The sequence below is a fragment of the Halorubrum sp. CBA1229 genome, assembly GCF_003721435.2.
Taxonomy (GTDB): domain Archaea; phylum Halobacteriota; class Halobacteria; order Halobacteriales; family Haloferacaceae; genus Halorubrum.
Genome location: NZ_CP054585.1, coordinates 147,778 through 167,589, shown reverse-complemented (window position 1 = coordinate 167,589; position 19,812 = coordinate 147,778). Strand labels below are relative to the sequence as shown.

The following is a 19,812-nucleotide window of genomic DNA, read 5'->3' as shown; positions in this document are numbered from 1 at the left end:
ACTCGCGGCTGATAATTACCCGGTGGAATTTAAACCGCCACGCCGCATACGCCCTCGTAACGAGATGGCGAGTGACGCGCGCGAGGACGCCGGAGACCGCTTCGAGACCCTCCGGCGACGGCTCTCGCGGACGTGGGAGATGCTGCAGGGGTCGGCGCTCGACGTCCGCCCGTTCCGGCCGGGCGAGGACGGGCCGCTCGCCTCCTTCTCCGTTCCGGACGGCGAGCGCGAGGTCGACCGCTACTGGGTGAACGCCCCGTACGCGTACGTCGTGATCGCCTACGACGACGCGGAGAGCGAACACCGGTACTACGCGGTCGAGCCGGAGCTCGACGAGTTCGAGCGCGACCTCCTCGACCGCGTCGTCGACGACATCCGCGACCCCCTGCTGTACCGCGAGGGGACCGGCAAGACCGACGAGGAGACGCTCCGCGAGGAGCTGCGGGGACTGCTCGAGGGGTACGGCGTCGACGCCGGGATGGCGACGTTCCACGCGCTGGCGTACTACCTCTACCGCGACTTCCGCGGCTACGGGAAGGTCGACCCCCTCCTCAACGACCGCCACATCGAGGACGTCTCCTGTGACGGGTACGACCTCCCGATCTTCGTCTACCACGACGACTACACCGACATCGAAACGAACGTCTCCTTCGCGAAGGGGGAGCTCGACAACTACGTCATCCGGCTCGCCCAGCAGTCCGGGCGCCACGTCTCCGTCGGCGACCCGATCGTGGAGACGACGCTGCCGGACGGCTCCCGCGCCGAGCTCGCGCTCGGCGAGGAGGTGACGCCCCGCGGCTCCGCGTTCACGATCCGCCAGTACGCCGAGGACCCGTTCACGCCGATCGACCTCGTGGAGTACGGCACGTTCTCGGTCGAGCAGATGGCGTACTTCTGGCTCTGTATCGAGCACAACAAGAGCCTCATCTTCGCCGGCGGCACCGCCTCCGGGAAGACCACCTCGATGAACGCGGTGTCGATGTTCATCCCGCCGCGCGCGAAGGTGCTCACCATCGAGGACACCCGCGAGCTCTCCTTATACCACGACAACTGGCTCTCCTCGGTCACCCGCGAGCGCCGCTACGAGGGGACCGACATCGACATGTACGACCTGCTCCGCTCGGCGCTGCGCCACCGCCCCGAGTACATCGTCGTCGGCGAGGTGCGCGGCGAGGAGGCGATCACGCTGTTCCAGGCGATGAACACCGGCCACACCACCTTCTCGACGATGCACGCCGACTCGATCGAGACGGTGATCAACCGGCTGGAGAACGAGCCGATCAACGTGCCGCGCGCGATGGTGCAGTCGCTCGACATGCTGTCGATCCAGACGCTGACCCGCTCCGGCGACCAGCGCGTCAGGCGCGCGAAGACGATCGGCGAGATCGGCGGCATCGACCAGCGCACCGGCGAGCTCGACTACTCCTCGGCGTTCGACTGGGACGCGGAGGCCGACGAGTTCACCCGCAACGACTCGTCGCTCATGGCGGAGATCGCCGACGACCGGGGCTGGTCCCGCTCCGAGCTGCTCCGCGAGATCCGGCGCCGCGAGCGGTTCCTGCAGCTGCTCCGCGAGCTCGGGATCACCGACTATCGGACGTTCACGGCCCTCGTCAACGAGTACTACGCCGACTCCGACCGCGTGATGGACCGGTTGGAGGACCGGGCGGCCGACGCGGAGGGGGCCGCCGTGCCGGCCGAGGCGACCGTGTCGGACGACGGGCGGAGCCCGGCCCGCGGTGGGTCGTCGAGGGGCGGAGAGACGCCGGAATGATCGCCTCGATCCCCCTCTTCGCCGCGCTGGGGCTGTGTCTGGCGCTGCTGCTCCCGGCCGTCGACCGCCGCGCCGACCTGTTCGTCACTCGGCTCGCGCTGTCGCTGTTCGGCGACGACGTCGCCGAGGAGGGGCCCCGCAAACGGCGCCAGCGCGACCTGATGCGCGCCGCCCACGTCGCCGGCACGCACCGCGCGTACGCCTCCCGGACGCTGCTGTACGCGGGGGTCCTCGGGGTCGCCGGCAGCGTCCTCGGGGTGTACGCGGCCGCCGCGCTCATCTCCGCGCTCGACGTGGGCGAGGCGGCGGTCCGCGCGGCGCTGCCGGCCTCGCTCTCCTTCCTCGCCGGCGTCGCGGGGATCGGGTCGCTCACCCTCCCACAGCTGTTCCTCCTGTTGACCTTCGCCTCGGCGACCCTCGGCTCCGCGCTCGCGGTCGGGACCTACTACGGCCGGTGGGAGCTGCTCCGCCAGCGGGCACACGCCCGGGGGGCCGAGATCGACGCCACCCTCCCGCGGACGGTCGCGTTCATGTACGCGCTCTCGCGGTCGGGGATGGCGTTCCCGCGGGTGATGGACACGCTCGCGGAGAACGAGGCCGTGTACGGCGAGGCGGCCACGGAGCTGTCGGTCGCCGTCCGCGACATGAACGCGTTCGGCACGGACGCGCTGACGGCGCTCCAGCGCACCGCGCGCCGGACGCCGAGCGACGACCTCGCCGACTTCTCCGAGAACCTCGCGTCCGTCCTCGGCACCGGCCAGTCCATCTCGTCGTTCCTCGCCGACCAGTACGAGCTGTACCAGGAGGAGGCCGAGTCGAAACAGGAGCGCTACCTGGAGCTGCTCTCGACGTTCGCGGAGGCGTACGTCACGGCGCTGGTCGCCGGCCCCCTCTTTTTCATCACCATCCTCGTCGTCATCGGGCTCGTGTTGGAGGACACGCTCCCGCTGCTCCGCGTCGTCGTCTACCTCGGCGTCCCGCTCGCGACGTTCGGGTTCGTCGTCTACGTCGACAGCGTGACGCAGGGCGTCGGCGGGACGGAGGACGTCGACATGTCCGAGGCGGTCGGGAACGGCCCGACCGGTGACGACTTCGCCGGCGACGGCGGCGCTCCGAGCGTCGCGGCGGACGGCGGCGTCGAGAGCGGGACCGGGCGAGACGAGTGGGCCGCCAGCCGGGAGCGACTGCGGGCCTACGACCGGCTCCAGCGGCTGCGCGAGTGGGCGGCGTCGCCCGTCGAGAGCGTGGTCGCGGCGCCGTGGACCTCGTTCCTCGCGACGGTGCCGCTCGCGGTCCTCGGGCTACTCGTCTTCGTCTTCCCGATCACGCTCGGGCCGCCGACCGAGATGGTCGCGCAGGTCGAGACGCCGATCGTCGTCGCGACCGCGCTCGTCCTCGCGGTCTACGCGGTCGTCTACGAGGTCCGGAAGCGACGGGTCCGGCGGATCGAGTCGGCGGTGCCCGACCTCCTCGACCGGCTCGCGAGCGTCAACGAGGCCGGCACCTCGGTCGTCGGGAGCGTCCGCCGGGTCGCCGACTCGAACCTGGCGGCGCTGACGGACGACCTGAAACGCACCCGGCGCGACATCGACTGGGGCGCCGACGTGAGCACCGCGCTCCGCCGGCTGGAGCGCCGGGTCCGGTCGCCGATGACCTCCCGCGCCGTGGCGCTGGTGACGAACGCGATGCACGCGAGCGGCGACATCGGACCCGTCCTCCGGATCGCCGCCGACGAGTCGCGCGCGACGTGGTCGCTCCGGCGCGAGCGCCGCCAGGTCATGCTCACGTATCTCATCGTGATCTACATCTCCTTCCTCGTCTTCCTCGGGATCATCGCCTCGCTGTCCGTCTCCTTCATCCCGGCCGTCGAGGAGGCCGCGGTCTCGGGCGCCGGCGGCGCGAGCGAGGTCCCCGGCGCGCCGAGCGGGCCGACCGGGATCACCGACGGGCTCGGGGAGATCGACTCGTTCGCCTACGAGCAGCTGTTCTTCCACGCCGCGGCCGTGCAAGCGGTCTGTTCCGGCCTCGTCGCCGGCCAGCTCGGCGAGGGGTCGGTCAAGGACGGCGTGAAACACGTTGTCGTCCTCCTCGCGCTGACGCTCGTCACCTTCTTCGTCATCGCTCGGCTCTGAGGCGCCGGCGGACCGCTCCCGCGCGACCGCGGTCCACCGGAGCTATGTCGCTCGACGCCGACCGTCGGGCATGGAGACGGACCCGCAGTCGACGTACGACCGCATCGCCGCGCACTTCGCGAAGACCCGCGAGTACGCGTGGCCGGAGGTCGAGTCGTTCCTGGCGGGGCGCTCGGCGACGCGCGCGCTCGACGTCGGCTGCGGCAACGGCCGCCACGCGGAGCTGCTCGCGGAGCACGCCGCGTCGGTCGTGGGAGTCGACCTGAGCCGTGAGCTCCTGCGCGAGGCGGCGACGCGGGCCCGCGAGCGCGGCTTCGACGAGGCGGTCGACCTCGTTCACGGCGACGCCGCCGCCCTCCCGGTAGCCGACGACGCGGTCGGGCTCGCGACGTACGTCGCCACGCTGCATCACCTCTCGCCACGGGCCGCCCGCGTCGGGAGCCTCGACGAGCTCGCCAGAGTCCTCGCGCCGGGCGGGGCGGCGCTCGTGAGCGCGTGGAGCACCGCTCACGACCGCTTCGACCGCGAGGAGGGGTTCGACACGACCGTCGACTGGACGCTCCCGGGCGGCGAGACCGTCCCGCGGTACTACCACATCTACTCGCCGGAGGAGTTCGAGACGGACCTCGAGGAAAGCGCGCTCGACGTCGTCGAGTTCGACGTGTCGAGCGGGAACTGTTACGCGACCGTCACCGCTTCGAGCGACTGAACCGACCGCCGCGCCGGGTGCGCTCCGGCGCGACCTACCCGAGGAACAGGGTGAGCCGCGGGTTGTTCTCGACGATCTCCAAGTCCTCGATCCACTGATCGAGCCCCAGGATGCGACCGGCACCCGCCGCGCCCAGCAGGAACAGCAGGAACGCGTAGATCAGGTGGAAGTCGATGAAGATCGCGTCCGCGAAGGGGTACGCCGACGCCCAGTAGAACAGCATCATCATCGCCCCGAAGAAGGCGCTCAGCCGTACGAACGCGCCGGCGAGGAGTGCGAGCCCGACGAGCGTCAGGCCGACCTGATTGAGCGGGGTCAGCAGCCACACCCAGTCGGCCATCGCCACCCACACGTCGACCAGCGGGTTCGCCGGGTCGACGTTGAGCAGGAACGGCCGGGCGCTCCAGTTCGGGTCGATGACCTTCACGATCCCGGCGTAGAAGAACACCCAGCCCATCATCAGCCGTAACACGAACAGCGCCTGGGCGATCCACCGCTCCGAGTACGTGAACTCGACGTCGCGGCCGAACAGTTTGGATGACGCAGTCTTCGACGACATACGTGAATCGTCTGTGTCCCTCTCAATAAGGTTGATCTCTTTTTTTCACTTCGTGAGAACCTTCCGGGAACGACAGCGTTCCACTGGCTGGGAATGCCTGGCCAGATTTATTAAATCACGCCGTTGAGGGAGCGTATATGGCGAAAGACTCGGCGATATCATCGGACCTCGAAGAGACGCTCCAGGGACACCGACGCGGGAGTGACTCCTCGGGGACGCTGGTCGTCAGCGACCAAGAGGGGTACGTCGGCGACTCGATCACTTTTAAGGGTAGGAACTTCCCGGCCAACGAGCGCTACGAGATCAAGTGGAAGACGAGCGACGGCCGCTGGGGCGTCCTCAAGGCGAACGAGGTCGTCGGCCCGCAGTACCACCCCCGGACGGAGACCATCGCCACCGTCACGACCGACGGGTCGGGGGAGTTCGACGAGGAGTGGACCGTCGCTCAGGACTACGGCGGCGAACACCGGATCGAGGTCGTCGACGGGGAGTCGACGGTCGCCACGGCGACGTTCACGATCCTCCCGCACTTCGAGATCGACAGCACCGAGGTCCCCCTCGGCGACTTCTTCACGATCACCGGCTACGGGATCGGGCCGAACGTCGTCACCAACAACTACCAGGTCGCGTGGGACAACGGCAACGTGGGCTTCATGACGGGCGTGATGAACCGCGGCACCGCGACCGCCCGTATCCGCGCGGCCGGCCCCGTAGGCAAACACGTCCTGCAGGTGTGGCGCAACTACCGCGGCGTGCCGTACCTCCAGAACAACACCCAGTCGCCGTACGGTCCGGTCGCCGACGGGCGGCAGTCGCAGTGGACCGTCGAGGTCACCGAGCCCGAGGGCGAGCCGCAGACGGCGTGGCTCGACGAGCAGCTCGACGAGAACCCGATCAGCATTCACTACCCGGAGATCGACGAGGAGACCGACGCCGAGCTGTCGATCTCGCCGTCTTCGGGCCAGCCCGGCACCTCGGCGTTCATCACCGGCGAGAACTTCCCGCCGAACGAGGAGGTCGACCTGATCTGGTACCGCCACGAGGGCCACCGCGTCAAGGGGGTCCCGATCACGCCGGAGCCGAAGCCGGACATACTCCCGACGGTCACGACAGACGACGACGGCGCGTTCCAGACGGAGTTCACGATCCCGAAGGGCGAGGGCTCCACTCGGCCGATCACGGCCGCGGTCGACGGCCGCGAGATCGCGGTCACCGGCTTCATGATGCAGCCCTCGATCGAGACGTTCACGCCGACCAGCGGCCCCGTCGGGACGACGATCGAGATCGAGCTCTCGGGCGTCGGCTGGCCGGTGTACGAGAACGCCCCGTACTTCCTCTACGACAACAAGCCGCTTGGCTACGTCTGCGGGCTGACCGACGACGACGGCGGCGGGACCGTCCGCCTCGAGCTGCCGGCGACCGGCGAGCCCGGCTGGCACTTCATCGACGCCGTCCCGATGATCTTCGAGATGGAGGAGGAGGAGCCGGAGTTCGAGCTCCGACCCCACCTGTCGTACCTCGACAACCACCCGATCCGGCCGCTGCCCGCCTTCCACATGGCGTTCAAGATCGAGGAGTAAGCCGGTCGACCCCCGCTATCCCCTCGGCCGCTCGCCCGCCGACCGCGAACCGCTCGCCCGCCGACCGCGAACCGCGAACCGCTCGCCCGCCGACCGGAACTGCAAACCGCTCGCCGTTCGATTTATAACCCATGACGCTGGACCTCACGCTGGCCTGTCACGACTACGCCTGGACCGAGCCGCTCTGGGACGGTCGCGTCGAGCCGGAGGGGGTAGCCCTGACGGCCGTCGACTACCCGAACCCGACCCGCTTCTCGCGGATGGTCCACGGTCGCGAGTTCGACGCCTGCGAGCTCTCGATGGGCACGTACCTCGCCACTCGGAGCGACCCCGACCGCTACCCGTTCACGGCGATCCCCGTCTTCCCGTTCCGCAAGTTCCGTCACTCGTACATGTACAAGCGAACCGACGCGGGGATCGACTCGATCGGCGACCTCGACGGTAAGCGGGTCGGGATCGTCAACTGGCAGACGACGACCGGTATCTGGCAGCGCGGGATCCTCGCGGACCGGTACGGCGTCGACCTCTCGTCGATCGAGTGGGTCGCCGGCGGCTCCGAGATCGTCGACGTCGACGTGCCGGACCGGTACGACGTCGAGTACCTCGATCACCAGGAGTCGATGGTCGGCATGCTGACGGAGATGCTCGAGTGCGGCGAGCTCGACGCGGTGTTCCATCCGATCGACCTTGACGGTGCGAACGCGGAGCGGCTGTTCGACGACGTCAAGTCGGTCGAACAGGAGTACTTCCGCGAGACGTCGATCTTCCCGATCATGCACGCGATCGTCGTCGACGACCGCCTGCTCGAGGCGGAGCCGTGGATCGTCCAGAACCTCTACGACGCCTTCGAACGGGCCAAGGAGACCGGGCTGTCGACTCTCGACCGCCCCCGCGACCTCCCGCTCGTCTGGGCCGATATCCACGCCGACGAGCAGCGCGCGGTCATGGGCGAGGACCCGTGGGAGTACGGGCTCACCGAGGAGAACGTCACGACGCTGGAGACGCTGATCGACTACGCCGTCCGCCAGGGGGTCGCCGACGAGCGGTACGACCTCGAAACGCTGTTCGCGACCGACCACCTCGACACGCCCTACTTCGCGTGACGGCCTCCGGCGGTAGCGCCGCCCGAGGGCCTCAAGCGCCCACGCCGTCCCACTCGTCGTGTTCGAGGTCGACGCCGAGCTGGGAGAGCGCCCGCTTCATCGTCGTGTCGACCATCTCCTCGACGGAGTCCGGCCGCTGGTAGAACGAGGGGAACGGCGGGACGACGATCCCGCCCGCGTCGGTCACGGTCAGCATGTTCTCGAGGTGGATGCGGTTGAACGGCGACTCCCGCGGCATCAACACCAGCGGCCGGCGCTCCTTGAGCGTCACGTCGGCCGAGCGCGTGATGAGGTTCCCGCTGTAGCCGTGAGCGATCGCGGCCAGCGTCTTCATGGAACACGGCGTGATCAGCATCCCGGCCGTCCGGAACGAGCCGCTGGCCGTCTTCGCCCCGATGTTGTCGATGTCGTGGACGGTGTCACCGAGCTCCAGCAGGTCGCCGACGGCGTAGTCCGTCTCTTGGCGCAGCGTGACCCTGGCGGCGTCCGAGACGATCAGATGGACGTCGACGTCCGTCCGGTCTAACAGCTCGAGCGCGGAGACCGCGTAGGCCTGCCCGGTCGCTCCCGTCACACCGACGATCACCCGGTCTGTCATGGATAGAAGACAACTCCGTGCGTGGTGAACTCCCCCTTCGCAGTAATCACTTACGCCGGGTTCCCCGGGTGCGGGGACTGTCGGGTGCTTATTTACGCCGGGGACGATCCGTCGGCCATGACCGAGCTCAGCCAGCTGTTTCTGTTGAGCGCCGACCTCTCGACCGCACGGGAGTTCTACGAAACGGCCCTCGGACTGGAGCCGCGACGGGTCGGCGACGCCAGCGTCGCCTACGAGACCGGCGCGTGCGAGCTGAAGATCCAGGCCGATTTCGACCCCGAGACGCTGGAGGCGTTCGGACTCTCGCCGCCGGCCGGCCGCCGCGGCGAGGGCGGAATCGTCGTCCTCGCCGTCGACGAGCCCCTCGACGAGCTCTACGAGCGGATGTCGACCGCGCTCGAGGGCGAACCGGGCGAGCCGCTGATCGAGCCGCGGGAGGTCCCGTGGGGCGGTCGGATGTTCCTCGCCCGCGACCCCGACGGCTACGTCCTCGAACTCCGACCGGCGGGCGACTGACTCGCCCGGAACCGACACGTTGTTCGATCCGCGGGTCGACGGGCCGATATGAGCCGCGAGAACTCGGAGCTGTACCTCCCGGAGATCGTTCCGGAGTCGGATCGGGAGTACGTCGAGTCCCAGCCGCGGTACGGGAACCGGGTGGGCTGGGGGGAGAACCCGGCGGTCCTCGTCGTCGACATGATGGTGGCGTTCGTCGAGGAGCGGCGGACCGGCGAGGACGTCGTCGAGTCCACCGCCCGACTACTGGAGACGGCGCGGGCCGCGGACGTGCCCGTGTTCCACGCGGTCCCGGCCGGTCGAGGGGCGTTCCCGCCCGGCTACCCGGTCCCGATCAAGGCGGCGCCGGGCACCGACCGCGGTCCCGAGCGGTCGGAGCGGACGGCGAGCCACGAGGAGTGGGTCGAGAAGCTCGATCGGTTCCCGCCCGCGGTCGAACCCGCCGAGAGCGATCACGTCGTCGAGAAGCCGCGGGCCAGCGCCTTCTTCGACACCCACCTCTCGAACCTGCTCCACCACTACGGGATCGACACGCTCGTCGTCTGCGGGACGAACACCAGCGGCTGCGTGCGGGCCACGGTCGTCGACGGCCACTCGAGCAACTTCCGGACGATCGTCCCCCAAGAGTGCGTCGCCGGGGTCACGACGGCCACCCACGAGGTCGCGCTGTTCGACATGGACCTGCGCTACGCCGACGTCACCCCGCTCGACGACGTGGTGTCGACGCTCGAAACCCTCGACTGACCCGTTCGCTACCGGGTCACTCGCCGGTCGACAGCAGCTCGGCGTACGCGGTCCTGAGTTCGGCCTCGAGCTCGGGGTCGATCCGGGTGTCCTCGGGGAACTCCCCCTTCCAGTGATAGGGTTTCGTCGCGTCGAGCAGCATCCGGCTCTTGGTGTGGTCGCCGGAGGCCGTCTGCTCGGGGGACATCCGGGGATTGATCCGCGAGCTCACGCAGTTCTCGATGACCGTGAGGTCCTCGGCGGGGTCGCACCGGCTGACGGTCGCCCACAGGACCTCCGCGAGGTCGTAGACGTCGACGTCCTCGTCGACGACGATCGTGATGCGGCCCTCCCAGACGCCCGACGGGAGCGACATGGCCTGCATCCCGACCTGCGTGCTGTGTCCGGCGTACTGCTGTTCGATGGAGACGACCTGGAACCAGATCCCCGGGAAGATCGTCGTCACCTCGTCGATCCCGGTGATCCCGGCGTCCTCCAACTGGTGCCACAGCTGGGCCCCCGACCGGATCGTCGACATCGCGGTGGCGGTCATCGGGACGTTGTTGTACGCCAGCACGATCGGGTCGTTCCGGTGGTAGATCCGGTCGATCTCGAACGGTCGCTGCTGGGTCTCTCCAGCGCCGTAGTAGCCGGTCCACTCGCCGAACGGTCCCTCGGTGATCTCCTCGGCGTCGGGGTGGACCGTCCCCTCGATGACGAGTTCGGACCGGGCCGGGAACGGGAGGCCGGTCGCCTCTCCCTCGACCGTTTCGAGGGGTCGGTCTCGCTGGGCGCTCACGTACTCCAGCTCGTCGACGTGCGCGGGGAACCGCTGGTTGGCGGCCATGAACAGGTCCGGCTGGTGGCCGAGGGAGACGACCGCGGGGAACGGCTCGCCGCGCTCGAAGTAGGACTGCCGGTGGCGGTCGCCGTCCCGGCCGGGACGGATGTTGAGCGTCGCGGTCTTCGGCCCGTGGACCTGCACCCGGTAGGTCCCGGCGTTCCGGTCGTCCTCCTCGGCGTGTTCGGTGATGACGACGTCGCCGGTCCCGATGTAGGGACCGCCGTCGTGGGCGTGCCACGTCGGCGCGGCGAACTCGGTGAGGTCGACCTCGCCGCCCCGCTGGACGTTCTCGAGGACCGGCCCGTCGTCGACGGTCTCGACCGGCCGCGTCTCCATCTCCGCGGCCCGCTCCTTCTGTGCGACCACCGCCTCGCGGATGTCGTTGGTGGGCTCGTGGCCGAGCGCCAGCGTCACCTGCAGCGGGGTGTCGACGGCGTTCGTCAGTACGCGCGCGCCGGGGCGCGTCCCCTCGATGTCCTCGAACAGCAGGGCCGTGTCGAGCGCGTCCTGTCGGGCGAGCGACGAGACGCCGCCGATCTCCAGATCGAGGTCGGCGCCCGGCACCCGTTCGAGCTGGCCGCGGTCCTCGATGGCGCGGACGAATTCGCGGAGGTCTCTCATGTCAGGTCGTTCGCCAACCGTCATCATAAACGTCCTGTCGGATTTCCACTGACCGACAGGTTTACCGAACGAGGTTTCGCACGTCCTCCTACGAGCCACACGATGACGATCGACCTCACCCTCGCGTGTACGAACTACGACTGGACGCGCCCGCTGTGGACCGGTGAGATCGAACCGGAGGGGATCGACCTCCACCTGGTCGACTACCACAACCCCGAGCGGTTCGAACGGATGGTCCGCCACGGGGAGTTCGACGCCTGCGAGCTGTCGCTGGGGTCGTACCTCGCGTCGCGGGCCCACGAGGGGAACCACCCCTTCACCGCGATTCCGGTGTTCCCCTATCGGAAATTCCGTCACGCGTTCATCTACCGGCGCGCCGACGACGAGTTCGGCCTCTCGGAGCTAGAGCACAAAGACGTCGGCCTGATTCACTGGCAGACGACGACCGCGGTCTGGCAGCGCGGGATCGTCGGCGAGCGCTACGGCGTCGACCTCGAGACGATCACGTGGCACACGACGAAGTCCGAGGGCGACATCGTCCCCGTCGACGTTCCCGAGCGGTTCGACGTCGTCCACGATCACCGGGAGGGGAGCGCGACCTCCGCGCTCGCGGCGATGCTCGCCGCCGGCGAGATCGACGCCGCCTTCGCCACGGCCCCGCTCGACGGCCGCTACACCGGCGGGCGACACGACCAGCTGCGTCGGGAGAAACGGCGGCCGACGGACGTCGAGCTCGAACGGGTGGTCGAGGACTCCCGGGCCGTCGAGGCCGACTACTTCCGAGAGACGGGGATCTTCCCGCCGATGCACACCGTCGTCCTCAGCGACGAGGTCCTCGATCGGTACCCGTGGGCCGCGAACAAGCTGTACGAGGCCTTCGAACGGTCGCTAGAGACCTGTATGGACCGACTGATGGCGCCCCGGTGGACTCCCCTCGCGTGGGCGAACCAGTACGTCGAACACCAACGGGAGGTGCTGGGCGAGAACCCGTGGGAGTACGGCCTCACCGACGGGAATCGGACCGCCCTCTCGACGCTCCAGCGGTACGCCGCCGACCACGGTCTCATCCCCGAGCCGTACCCGCTCGAGCGCCTGTTCGTCGAGTCCACTTTATAAATAGGCCGCGGGCGGCTCAGCGCTCGCCGAGTTCGTAGAACGTGACTCCCACCCGCCGCAGGCCGAGCAGCGAGCCGACCGTCAGCAGGATGAAGATCGAGGAGATCGCGGCCACGAGCGCGATACCCGGTTCGTACATGTACAGCTGGTAGAGCCGGACGGGAATGACGACGGTATCGGAGGTGTAGGTGATAAGCGGGATCGACAGCAGCTGGATGACGTGCATCGCGAGGAAAAACCAGATAACGACCGTCGTGTTCTTGAACAGCGGCAGGAATATCTCCCGCATCTGCCCGAGCCACGTCGCTCCGGAGATCCGGGCGGCCTCCTCGAGGTCCGAGTGGATCTGGACGATGTTCCCGACGGCGATCCGCGAGGAGACCGGCAGGAAGACGACGACGCAGCCGACGATGATGATCGCCAGCGTTCCGTAGAGGTCGACCACCGGGTGGACGTTGCCGACCCACAGGAACGTGAACAGCAGCCCCGCGCCGATGATGATCCCCGGCACCGCGAGCGGGGTCAGCGTCAGGAAGTCGACGACGCCGCGGAGCCGGCCGTCGGTCCGTTCGGTGTAGTACGCCGTCCCGACGACCAGCACCGTGCCGAGCGTCGCTCCGCCGACGGCAACCAGCAGGCTGTTGGTGAACGCCTGTTGGATGTTCGGGTCGGTGACCGCCAGGTAGTAGTTGTCCAACGTCAGCGCCGCGGGGTCCAGCCGCCCGTACCACGTCTCGTGGACCGACACCACGAGCAACACGAGGATCGGGAACACCCAGATGAAAAACAGGCCGCCCCAGAGCGCGAGCGCCAGCGGCCACCGCCAGCGGCCCAGGCTCCACACGTGGCTCCGGTGTCGACGCCCCGTGAACGTCATGAACGACTCCTTGCGCGCGGTCACCTGTCGGTAGTACCAGACGAAGACCAACATCACGACCAACAGCAGACACGACAGGGCGGCGGCCTCGCCGTATCCGGGCGGGAACCGGCCGTTGATCGCCGAGAGGATCGCCGTCGAGAACACGTCGAAGCCGTTTTTCGTCCCGAGAATGGAGACGACGGCGAACTCGCCGAGCCCGTAGAGGAAGATGACGATCGTCGCCGAGAGGATCGCGGGCTTGATGAGCGGGAAGCTGATCGACCGGATCGTCGCGAGCATACTCGCCCCGTGGATCCGGCTCACCTCCTCGAGCATCGGGTCCATGTTCTGCAGCGCGGGCACCGTCAGGAGGTAGAACGTCGGCACGACGTTGATCCCCGCGATGAAGGCGATCCCCCACGGGCTGTAGATGTCGATCGGGAGCTGTTCGATGCCGAGTGTCGCCTCGATCGCGGCCGTGACGAGCCCGTTGTCCGAGCCGTAGGTCGTCACGTACATTATCGCGTACACGTAGCCCGGGATCGCCTGACAGGACAACAGCACCAGCTCCATCTCGCCTTTCGTCGGGAGGTCCGTCCGGACGAACAGCCACGCGGCACCGAGTCCGAACGCCATCCCCGTCGCGGTCATCCCGACGGCGATCGTCAGCGAGTTGATCACCAGTTCGACGATCGGGAAGAAGTCACCGAGGTAGACCGCCGCGAAGTTGTCGAGGGTCAGCTCCCCGGCGAACTCGCCCGGGTAGCCGGACCAGACGCTGGTCCACAGCAGGAACACCAGCGGGACCACCGTCAGCAGCGCAACGACGAGGACGATCCCGCCGAGCACCAGCCGCTTCGGCAGCTCTCGCCCGGCCCAGTAGGCGCCGAGGCGGTCCGGAAGCGAGCCGAGGCGAGCCGCCACCGCCTCGGCGGGCGAGCGCTTCGAGCTCATGTCTCGTTCCTGTACACCTGTATCGCCGCCGGGTCGACCCGGAGGTCCAGCCGATCGCCCCGCGAGAGGTTTCGATACTCCCCGCAGTGGACGGTGAGCTCGGTGTCAGTGTCGTCGAATCCCACCGTCACCTCGTAGCGGTCGCCGAGAATTCCCTCGGCGACGACCGTTCCCTGGAGGGCGACCCGCCCCGGACTGTCGCCGTTCTCGCAGATACTGACGTCCTCCGGGCGGAGGAAACAGGACACCTCGCCCGGACCCTCCCCGTTGGACATGTAGTTGGTCGACGTCAGCTCCACGTCGAGGAAGTCGGTAGTGAGGATTCGGCCGCCGGAGCCATCGACCTCGATCCGACCGTTGAACGGGTTGCGAGCGCCGATAAACCGGCGCGTGAACGCCGATTTCGGCGACTCGTAGAGCTCCTCGGGGCTGCCGCGCTCGACCACCCGGCCCTCGTGGAGGATGATCACCCGGTCGGCCAGGTAGAACGCCTCCTCCTGGTCGTGGGTCACGTACAGGATGCTCACGCTGAGTTCGTGCTGGAGCCGCTGTAGCTCGTAGCGCATCTGTTTGCGCAGCTCCCTGTCGAGGTTGCTCAGCGGCTCGTCCATCAACAGGAGATCCGGCTCGTAGACGAGCGCGCGGGCCAGCGCCGTCCGCTGCTGCTGGCCGCCGCTGAGATCGGTCGCCGGTTTGTCGGCCAGCTCCGGGATCTCCATCAGCTCGAGCATCTCCGCGACGCGCTCGTCGTACTCCGACTCCGGAATTCCGTGAGAGGCGTGTTCGAGCGGGAAGACGACGTTCTCGTAGACGGTCTTGTGGGGCCAGATCGCGTAGTTCTGGTACACCATCCCGACGTTGCGCTCCTCCGGCGGCGCCGAGACCTCGGGCGAGTCGACCACCCGGCCGCCGATCTCGACGCTGCCGCTGTCGGGGGTCTCGACGCCGGCGATACACCGGAGTATCGTCGTCTTGCCACAGCCCGAGGGACCGAGCAGGGCGACGATCTCGTCGTCGCCGACCGTCAGGTCGGTCGCCGAGAGTTCGAACGCGCTCCCGAACCGCTTCGTGATCCCGCGTACCGACAACTGTGGTTCGGTCGTCATGGTGTTGTGTGGGGCGGGTGCCGTGTTGCGTGGGGCGGGTGCCGTGTTGCGTGGAGTGGGTGCCGTGTCGTGTGAAGCGGATGCCGTGTTTCGTCGGTCGGACGCCGCGTCTGGCGGGACGGGGGAGCCCCCGTGGGGAACGCCACGACGTTAGATATCGAACGCACCGGCGTCCTTCACTTTTTGGCCGACCGTGGAGTTCCGCCACTCGTCCCAGAACTCGACCGCCTCGTAGTCGGAGTTCAACCGCTTTTCCGTGTAGGGATCGGGGTCCTGGGCCGAGTAGTCGAGGTCCAGCCGGCAGGGGATCTGTCGTTCGACGTCGTTTATCATCCGGCGCTGGACCGACTCTTCGAGCGTTGCGCTGAGGAAGAACCGCGCGACCCACGGGTTCGGGGCCTCCTTGTTGATGGCGATCGGACTGCCGTTCATGAAGGCGGGGACGTCCTCGGGGAAGATCCCGGTCAGCGGGGAGTCCTCACCGGTGAACGGTGCGATCACCGTCGGCCAGTTGTAGAGCATCAGCGGGACGTTGCCGTCGCGGACCTCCCGCGTTCCGGCCGTGTGTGAACTGACGCCCGTGTAGCTGAGGTGGTCCCGAAGCTGCTGTGCCCACTCCGTCTCGGTCAGCTCCGTCTCTGCGGCGTTGTGTCTAACGATCCAGCCGACCATGTCGGAGGCGATATAGGCGCTCGATATCGCGACCTCCATCCCCTCGTACTGGTCGTCGAGGAGGTCGTTGTAGGTGCTCGGCACGTCCAGTCCCCGGTCGGCGAACACGTCCTCGTTAATCGGCATCGTCAGCCCGGGACCGCCGTTGTAGCCGGTGACGTAGAAGGGGTACTGCTGGACGTCCTCGAGCACGTCGTTGAACCAGAACTTCTGGTCGAGGTCCCACTCGAAGTACTTCCGTCCGATGTCGAGGGCGGCCTCCTTGCTCTCCTCGCGAGCCGTGACCAGCATGTCGTCGTCGATGCCGGTCGGGCTGCTCAACACGTCGGCCGTGTCGTTTCCGGCCTGCCGCTCCTGCACGAAGCGCTGGGTCAGGTCGTTGCCGTTAGTGGCGAAGACGCTCGGTTCGATGGAGGTCCCGAATTCGTCGTTGATCACGTCGACGAGGTCGTACCACTCCTGATCCGCGCCGGTCGAGGCGTAGACGTTGATCGTCGCGCCGTCGTCGACCTGTTCGGCCAGCTCTTCTGTCGTCCACGGCGGCTCCGGCCCTTCCGCCGATTCGGCTTCGCCCCCGCCGAGACAGCCGGCGACCGCCGCGGCCGACACCGCGGCCCCGGCGGTGAGGAACGTCCGGCGAGAGGCCGACCGGTGGTGACCCGACTGCGTTCCGTCTCTCTCCTCGTCCAGCGTCCCGCTGGCGGACCTCTCGTTGCGCATGGATCCAGTTCGATCACCGATATATAAATTGCTTCCGTGTTTTTCTACTTCCTGACCTTCTGGATACGAACGATAACGTGGTATTGGGGGACGATAGTTTGCTTAATAACGTGATTTTGAACATCGAATAATAACGTGAGCTTCATACCGACGGGGGCCAACGGGACCGTATGCGAGGCCCAGACGAGAAGTCGTTCGATCCGGTCGTCTCCCCGCTGTTCGTCAACGCGATCCACGAGGAGCTCCGGCAGGTCGCCGACGAGCGCCGGGGCGAGCCGCGGCCCTGTCCGAACTGCGGGTCGGACGACCGGCGGAAGAACGGCTATCAGAACGAGCCGAAGACGATCGCGCGGTTGGTCACCGCCGAGGGGATCGAAGATGTCGGCGTCGACGTCCAGCAGTACGAGTGTCTCGACTGCGGGCGGTCGTTTCAGGGCGACCTCTCGGCGCTGTTCTACGAGGGCTGTGCCTACGCCAAGCCGGTCGTCGACCTCTGTCTGTTCCACGCCGCCGACGAGTCGCCGACCGCTTGCGAGCGAACACTTCGGCGGCAGTACGGCCTCCAAGTCCATCGCGACACCATCGCGCGCTACGCCGACCGGTTCGACGCCGCCGACGGACACGCCATCGACATCGCGGGCCACCGGTACTCGCTGTCGTTCCTCTCGTTCCTCTTCGGCGACGAGGACGCCGACGAGCCGCACTTCGTCATCCAGCGGTCGACGGCGCTGTGGTGAGCCGCCTCAATCGTCGAACTGCGCTTGGAGCTCGGGCGGCAGGGAGTCGACGACCTCGTCGCCGGGGAACCGCTTGATCGAGTCGGCGGTGATGTCGGCGTAGTAGCGGTACTTGGTCTTGGTCTCCTCTTCGCCCCAGTCGCTGCCCATGTAGGCCAGCACGTCGGCGTCCGGCGACAGGAGCCGGCCGTCCATTCCACCGGGGGTGACGTAGGCGTGTTCGACCTCGCCGAAGTAGTAGGTGCAGTCCATGAACTCGAACGACTCCATCACCGAACACTCGATATTACCGGCGGCGTCGGCCAACAGCGGCACGTCGACCGACTGCCCCGGCACCGTCTCCATGTCTAGGTGTTCGATCTTGTCGATGTCTCGACCGCTGACCATGCCCGACAGCGTCAGCGCGTCGATCATCTCCGTCGAGGGCGAGGCCAACACGAACTCTTGGCTCTCCTCGATGAGCTCGTGGGTCAGCGTCTTGTGGCTCACGGCGAGGAGATAGCGAAACGGGTTGTAACCGGCCAACATCCACCACGAAGCGGTCATGAGGTTCGGGCCCCGCTCCTCGCCCTCGGAGACGACCAACGCCACTACCTTCGGCTTGAAGAGGGCGGTCGAATCGTACTCGGAGATCTCGTCGAACGCGTCGGTCGGATCGGTTGCCATTAGGTGTCCATTCATTTGCGGATACAAATACGTCTGCCAAACGGTCCGACACGGACGGCGGCGGTCGGGACCGCGAGTGACGGTCGACCGCTCGCGACGGGCCGCCGAAACCGCGACGAGCGGCCGCTACTCGCCTTCGACGGCCGATTTGACGTTCCCGAAGTAGGTCTCGATGTCGCGGTTGACGATCGGCCGGAGGATCCGCGGGCTCATCGTCCCGACCCCGCCGCTGATCGACACCTCGGCGGTGTAGGCAAGCTCGGCCCCCCCGTCGTCGGTCGGCTGGATCTCCATCCCTGCGAGGATGTCGAAGTCGCTCCCCGTCTTCGAGTCGAAGGCCGTGGCGCTCGTCACCACGGTGTCGGGCGGGTTCATCTCGACGAACTCGGCCTCCCCCGACAGCGAGACGGTGAGGTGGCTCACCCCCCGCGTGATCTCGACGGTGTACTTCCGCTCGGAGACGCGCTCGATCGACTCCGCGCCCGGCACGCACTCGGTCAGCGTCGCCGGGTCCGAGATCGTGGACCAGAGCTGCTCGGGAGTCGTCTCGACGGCGACCGAGTCCGAAAACCGCAGCGTCCCGTCGGCCGCCTCGGCGTCGATCTCCGCGCCGCCCTCGCCGTGTTCGTCCGCGTCGACTGGCTCCGCGTCGGCTGACGCCGCGTCTGCCGATTCGGTAGCGTTCCCGCCGGATGACTGCGTGTTGTTGTGGTTCATGACTGTGTGTTCGGTATAAAAACCGGTTCCGGAACCGCGTCGGCGGCGGCCTTACAGTTCGATGATCGTGAACTGGTTCGACGCGATACCGACGTTGTAGTAGTTGGCGTCGCCGTTGGTGACGACGACCTCGTAGCCGTAGGCCGCAGGCGACAGATCCGCGGTATCAAGCGTGCCGGACCACTGCGGTTCGGAGTCCTCGCCGCCCTCGTTCCACGACAGCTCGATCGGGTCGAACGCGCCATCGGTCGATTCGATCGTCACGGAGTCGAGGGTGTCGCTGCCGACGATCTCGCCGCTCGAGCCGTCGTAGACGCCGATGACGAACGTGACGTCCATGTCTTGGGTGAACTGGCGCTCGGGGGCGCAGCTCCCGACGAAGTTCGTCCCCTCGGGCGACTGGTTGTTCCACCACGTCTCGGTCGTGACGACGTAGTTGGTCGGGTTCGACTGCTCGATGACCTCGAAGGAGTCCTCGAGGATACCCACCGTCTGGTAGTTGTCGTCGCCGTTGCTGACCTCGACCGTGTACGAGTACGAACCGGTCTCGATGTCCCCCGGCAGGACGAACGAGCCGCCCCACTCGTCGGCCGGGTTCTCCTCGTCGTCGCCGGCCCAACCCAGTTCGACTTCCTGGACCCCTTCGACGTTGACGACCACGCTGCCGAGGTCCTCGTCGGTGAGCTGCTCGCCCGTCTCGGGGTCGAAGATGCCCACGTAGAAGACGACCTGCATCCCCGGCACGAAGCGCCGACTCGCCGAACACGCCGAAATGAAGCCCGCGGTTTCGGGTACGCCTTCGGATCCCGCGCCGGTCTCGGCAGTTACGACGAAGTTCTGTGCGTCGGCGGAGCCGTCCTCGCCGTCGGACCCGTCACCGCCGTCGTCGCCGCCCATACAACCGGCCAGCCCGACCGTCGCCCACGTCGCCGCGCCGGTGGCTAACAGCCGCCGACGCGTCGTCGACGCCGTCCCTGAATCGCTGGCACTCGTCTGCTGTGAGTCGGCCTTGCTAGCCTGCCGTCTGTCGGATACCATACTCGGATTGTCTTAACGGCAATATATAAATATCCCCCCGGTTCTCGCGAAGCTAGTAACCGGTGTTT

18 protein-coding genes are annotated in these 19,812 nt (G+C 67.6%); 9 read left to right on the top strand and 9 right to left on the bottom strand.

The genetic code is table 11. The features are described 5' to 3' along the window. The first annotated feature begins 64 nt into the window (after positions 1-64). The 3 genes from Hrr1229_RS00885 (at position 65) to Hrr1229_RS00875 (ending at position 4,615) form a co-directional block, all read left to right on the top strand. Positions 65-1,774 carry a type II/IV secretion system ATPase subunit gene (locus tag Hrr1229_RS00885; protein ID WP_123114632.1) on the top strand — a complete coding sequence of 570 codons (1,710 nt, stop codon included), beginning with the start codon at positions 65-67 and terminating at the stop codon, positions 1,772-1,774. After that, complete coding sequence (locus Hrr1229_RS00880; protein ID WP_123114633.1) at positions 1,771-3,906, top strand: type II secretion system F family protein; 2,136 nt, start codon at positions 1,771-1,773, stop codon at positions 3,904-3,906. The genes Hrr1229_RS00885 and Hrr1229_RS00880 overlap by 4 nt, the downstream gene beginning before the upstream one ends. 70 nt (positions 3,907-3,976) lie before the next feature. Next, the gene (locus Hrr1229_RS00875) at positions 3,977-4,615 is read left to right on the top strand and encodes a class I SAM-dependent methyltransferase (RefSeq protein ID WP_123114634.1); all 639 of its coding nucleotides are present in this window, start codon (positions 3,977-3,979) and stop codon (positions 4,613-4,615) included. A 34-nt stretch (positions 4,616-4,649) separates the two neighbouring features. Here the strand turns inward: Hrr1229_RS00875 and Hrr1229_RS00870 are convergent, their stop codons facing one another. Then, complete coding sequence (locus tag Hrr1229_RS00870) at positions 4,650-5,174, bottom strand: DoxX family protein (RefSeq protein WP_123114635.1); 525 nt, start codon at positions 5,172-5,174, stop codon at positions 4,650-4,652. Positions 5,175-5,311: 137 nt separating this feature from the next. On the opposite strand from Hrr1229_RS00870, the gene Hrr1229_RS00865 reads away from it, so the two are divergent. Both Hrr1229_RS00865 and Hrr1229_RS00860 read left to right on the top strand, forming a co-directional pair. Beyond that, on the top strand, positions 5,312-6,754 hold the full coding sequence (locus Hrr1229_RS00865; RefSeq protein ID WP_123114636.1) for a hypothetical protein: 1,443 nt from the start codon (positions 5,312-5,314) through the stop codon (positions 6,752-6,754). A 131-nt stretch (positions 6,755-6,885) separates the two neighbouring features. After that, a complete protein-coding gene (locus Hrr1229_RS00860) occupies positions 6,886-7,857 on the top strand; it encodes a 4,5-dihydroxyphthalate decarboxylase (RefSeq protein WP_123114637.1) in 972 nt (323 codons plus the stop codon). A 31-nt stretch (positions 7,858-7,888) separates the two neighbouring features. On the opposite strand, the gene Hrr1229_RS00855 is transcribed toward Hrr1229_RS00860, so the two are convergent. Further along, complete coding sequence (locus tag Hrr1229_RS00855) at positions 7,889-8,455, bottom strand: UbiX family flavin prenyltransferase (protein ID WP_123114638.1); 567 nt, start codon at positions 8,453-8,455, stop codon at positions 7,889-7,891. Positions 8,456-8,572: 117 nt separating this feature from the next. On the opposite strand from Hrr1229_RS00855, the gene Hrr1229_RS00850 reads away from it, so the two are divergent. Next, complete coding sequence (locus Hrr1229_RS00850; protein ID WP_123114639.1) at positions 8,573-8,971, top strand: VOC family protein; 399 nt, start codon at positions 8,573-8,575, stop codon at positions 8,969-8,971. Between the two features lie 48 nt (positions 8,972-9,019). Beyond that, positions 9,020-9,715: an isochorismatase family protein gene (locus Hrr1229_RS00845; RefSeq protein ID WP_123114640.1), complete on the top strand. Its 696-nt coding sequence runs from the start codon at positions 9,020-9,022 to the stop codon at positions 9,713-9,715. A gap of 16 nt (positions 9,716-9,731) precedes the next feature. On the opposite strand, the gene Hrr1229_RS00840 is transcribed toward Hrr1229_RS00845, so the two are convergent. Beyond that, on the bottom strand, positions 9,732-11,159 hold the full coding sequence (locus Hrr1229_RS00840) for a UbiD family decarboxylase (protein ID WP_158606089.1): 1,428 nt from the start codon (positions 11,157-11,159) through the stop codon (positions 9,732-9,734). A 102-nt stretch (positions 11,160-11,261) separates the two neighbouring features. On the opposite strand from Hrr1229_RS00840, the gene Hrr1229_RS00835 reads away from it, so the two are divergent. Then, on the top strand, positions 11,262-12,275 hold the full coding sequence (locus Hrr1229_RS00835; RefSeq protein WP_123114642.1) for a 4,5-dihydroxyphthalate decarboxylase: 1,014 nt from the start codon (positions 11,262-11,264) through the stop codon (positions 12,273-12,275). Between the two features lie 16 nt (positions 12,276-12,291). Here the strand turns inward: Hrr1229_RS00835 and Hrr1229_RS00830 are convergent, their stop codons facing one another. The 3 genes from Hrr1229_RS00830 to Hrr1229_RS00820 form a co-directional block, all read right to left on the bottom strand. Next, positions 12,292-14,088 carry an iron ABC transporter permease gene (locus Hrr1229_RS00830; protein ID WP_123114643.1) on the bottom strand — a complete coding sequence of 599 codons (1,797 nt, stop codon included), beginning with the start codon at positions 14,086-14,088 and terminating at the stop codon, positions 12,292-12,294. Then, positions 14,085-15,194 carry an ABC transporter ATP-binding protein gene (locus Hrr1229_RS00825; protein WP_123114644.1) on the bottom strand — a complete coding sequence of 370 codons (1,110 nt, stop codon included), beginning with the start codon at positions 15,192-15,194 and terminating at the stop codon, positions 14,085-14,087. The genes Hrr1229_RS00830 and Hrr1229_RS00825 overlap by 4 nt, the downstream gene beginning before the upstream one ends. A 150-nt stretch (positions 15,195-15,344) precedes the next feature. Then, entirely contained in the window at positions 15,345-16,586 is a 1,242-nt protein-coding gene (locus Hrr1229_RS00820) for an ABC transporter substrate-binding protein (protein WP_123114645.1), read from the bottom strand. A 170-nt stretch (positions 16,587-16,756) separates the two neighbouring features. On the opposite strand from Hrr1229_RS00820, the gene Hrr1229_RS00815 reads away from it, so the two are divergent. Continuing rightward, entirely contained in the window at positions 16,757-17,323 is a 567-nt protein-coding gene (locus tag Hrr1229_RS00815; RefSeq protein WP_123114646.1) for a hypothetical protein, read from the top strand. 6 nt (positions 17,324-17,329) lie between these two features. Here the strand turns inward: Hrr1229_RS00815 and Hrr1229_RS00810 are convergent, their stop codons facing one another. From Hrr1229_RS00810 to Hrr1229_RS00800, 3 genes are all read right to left on the bottom strand, one after another. Further along, positions 17,330-17,989, bottom strand: coding sequence for a flavin reductase family protein (locus Hrr1229_RS00810; protein WP_123114647.1), 660 nt, complete (start codon positions 17,987-17,989; stop codon positions 17,330-17,332). A gap of 126 nt (positions 17,990-18,115) precedes the next feature. Continuing rightward, positions 18,116-18,706, bottom strand: coding sequence for an SRPBCC domain-containing protein (locus Hrr1229_RS00805; protein WP_123114648.1), 591 nt, complete (start codon positions 18,704-18,706; stop codon positions 18,116-18,118). Between the two features lie 51 nt (positions 18,707-18,757). Further along, a complete protein-coding gene (locus Hrr1229_RS00800; protein ID WP_255212538.1) occupies positions 18,758-19,744 on the bottom strand; it encodes a hypothetical protein in 987 nt (328 codons plus the stop codon). Positions 19,745-19,812 lie beyond the last annotated feature (68 nt).

Coding starts and splice junctions, on each gene's coding strand:
- Hrr1229_RS00885 (WP_123114632.1), top strand. CDS start 65: ATGGCGAGTGACGCGCGCGAGGACGCCGGAGACCGCTTCGAGACCCTC.
- Hrr1229_RS00880 (WP_123114633.1), top strand. CDS start 1,771: ATGATCGCCTCGATCCCCCTCTTCGCCGCGCTGGGGCTGTGTCTGGCG.
- Hrr1229_RS00875 (WP_123114634.1), top strand. CDS start 3,977: ATGGAGACGGACCCGCAGTCGACGTACGACCGCATCGCCGCGCACTTC.
- Hrr1229_RS00870 (WP_123114635.1), bottom strand. CDS start 5,174: ATGTCGTCGAAGACTGCGTCATCCAAACTGTTCGGCCGCGACGTCGAG.
- Hrr1229_RS00865 (WP_123114636.1), top strand. CDS start 5,312: ATGGCGAAAGACTCGGCGATATCATCGGACCTCGAAGAGACGCTCCAG.
- Hrr1229_RS00860 (WP_123114637.1), top strand. CDS start 6,886: ATGACGCTGGACCTCACGCTGGCCTGTCACGACTACGCCTGGACCGAG.
- Hrr1229_RS00855 (WP_123114638.1), bottom strand. CDS start 8,455: ATGACAGACCGGGTGATCGTCGGTGTGACGGGAGCGACCGGGCAGGCC.
- Hrr1229_RS00850 (WP_123114639.1), top strand. CDS start 8,573: ATGACCGAGCTCAGCCAGCTGTTTCTGTTGAGCGCCGACCTCTCGACC.
- Hrr1229_RS00845 (WP_123114640.1), top strand. CDS start 9,020: ATGAGCCGCGAGAACTCGGAGCTGTACCTCCCGGAGATCGTTCCGGAG.
- Hrr1229_RS00840 (WP_158606089.1), bottom strand. CDS start 11,159: ATGAGAGACCTCCGCGAATTCGTCCGCGCCATCGAGGACCGCGGCCAG.
- Hrr1229_RS00835 (WP_123114642.1), top strand. CDS start 11,262: ATGACGATCGACCTCACCCTCGCGTGTACGAACTACGACTGGACGCGC.
- Hrr1229_RS00830 (WP_123114643.1), bottom strand. CDS start 14,088: ATGAGCTCGAAGCGCTCGCCCGCCGAGGCGGTGGCGGCTCGCCTCGGC.
- Hrr1229_RS00825 (WP_123114644.1), bottom strand. CDS start 15,194: ATGACGACCGAACCACAGTTGTCGGTACGCGGGATCACGAAGCGGTTC.
- Hrr1229_RS00820 (WP_123114645.1), bottom strand. CDS start 16,586: ATGCGCAACGAGAGGTCCGCCAGCGGGACGCTGGACGAGGAGAGAGAC.
- Hrr1229_RS00815 (WP_123114646.1), top strand. CDS start 16,757: ATGCGAGGCCCAGACGAGAAGTCGTTCGATCCGGTCGTCTCCCCGCTG.
- Hrr1229_RS00810 (WP_123114647.1), bottom strand. CDS start 17,989: ATGGCAACCGATCCGACCGACGCGTTCGACGAGATCTCCGAGTACGAT.
- Hrr1229_RS00805 (WP_123114648.1), bottom strand. CDS start 18,706: ATGAACCACAACAACACGCAGTCATCCGGCGGGAACGCTACCGAATCG.
- Hrr1229_RS00800 (WP_255212538.1), bottom strand. CDS start 19,744: ATGGTATCCGACAGACGGCAGGCTAGCAAGGCCGACTCACAGCAGACG.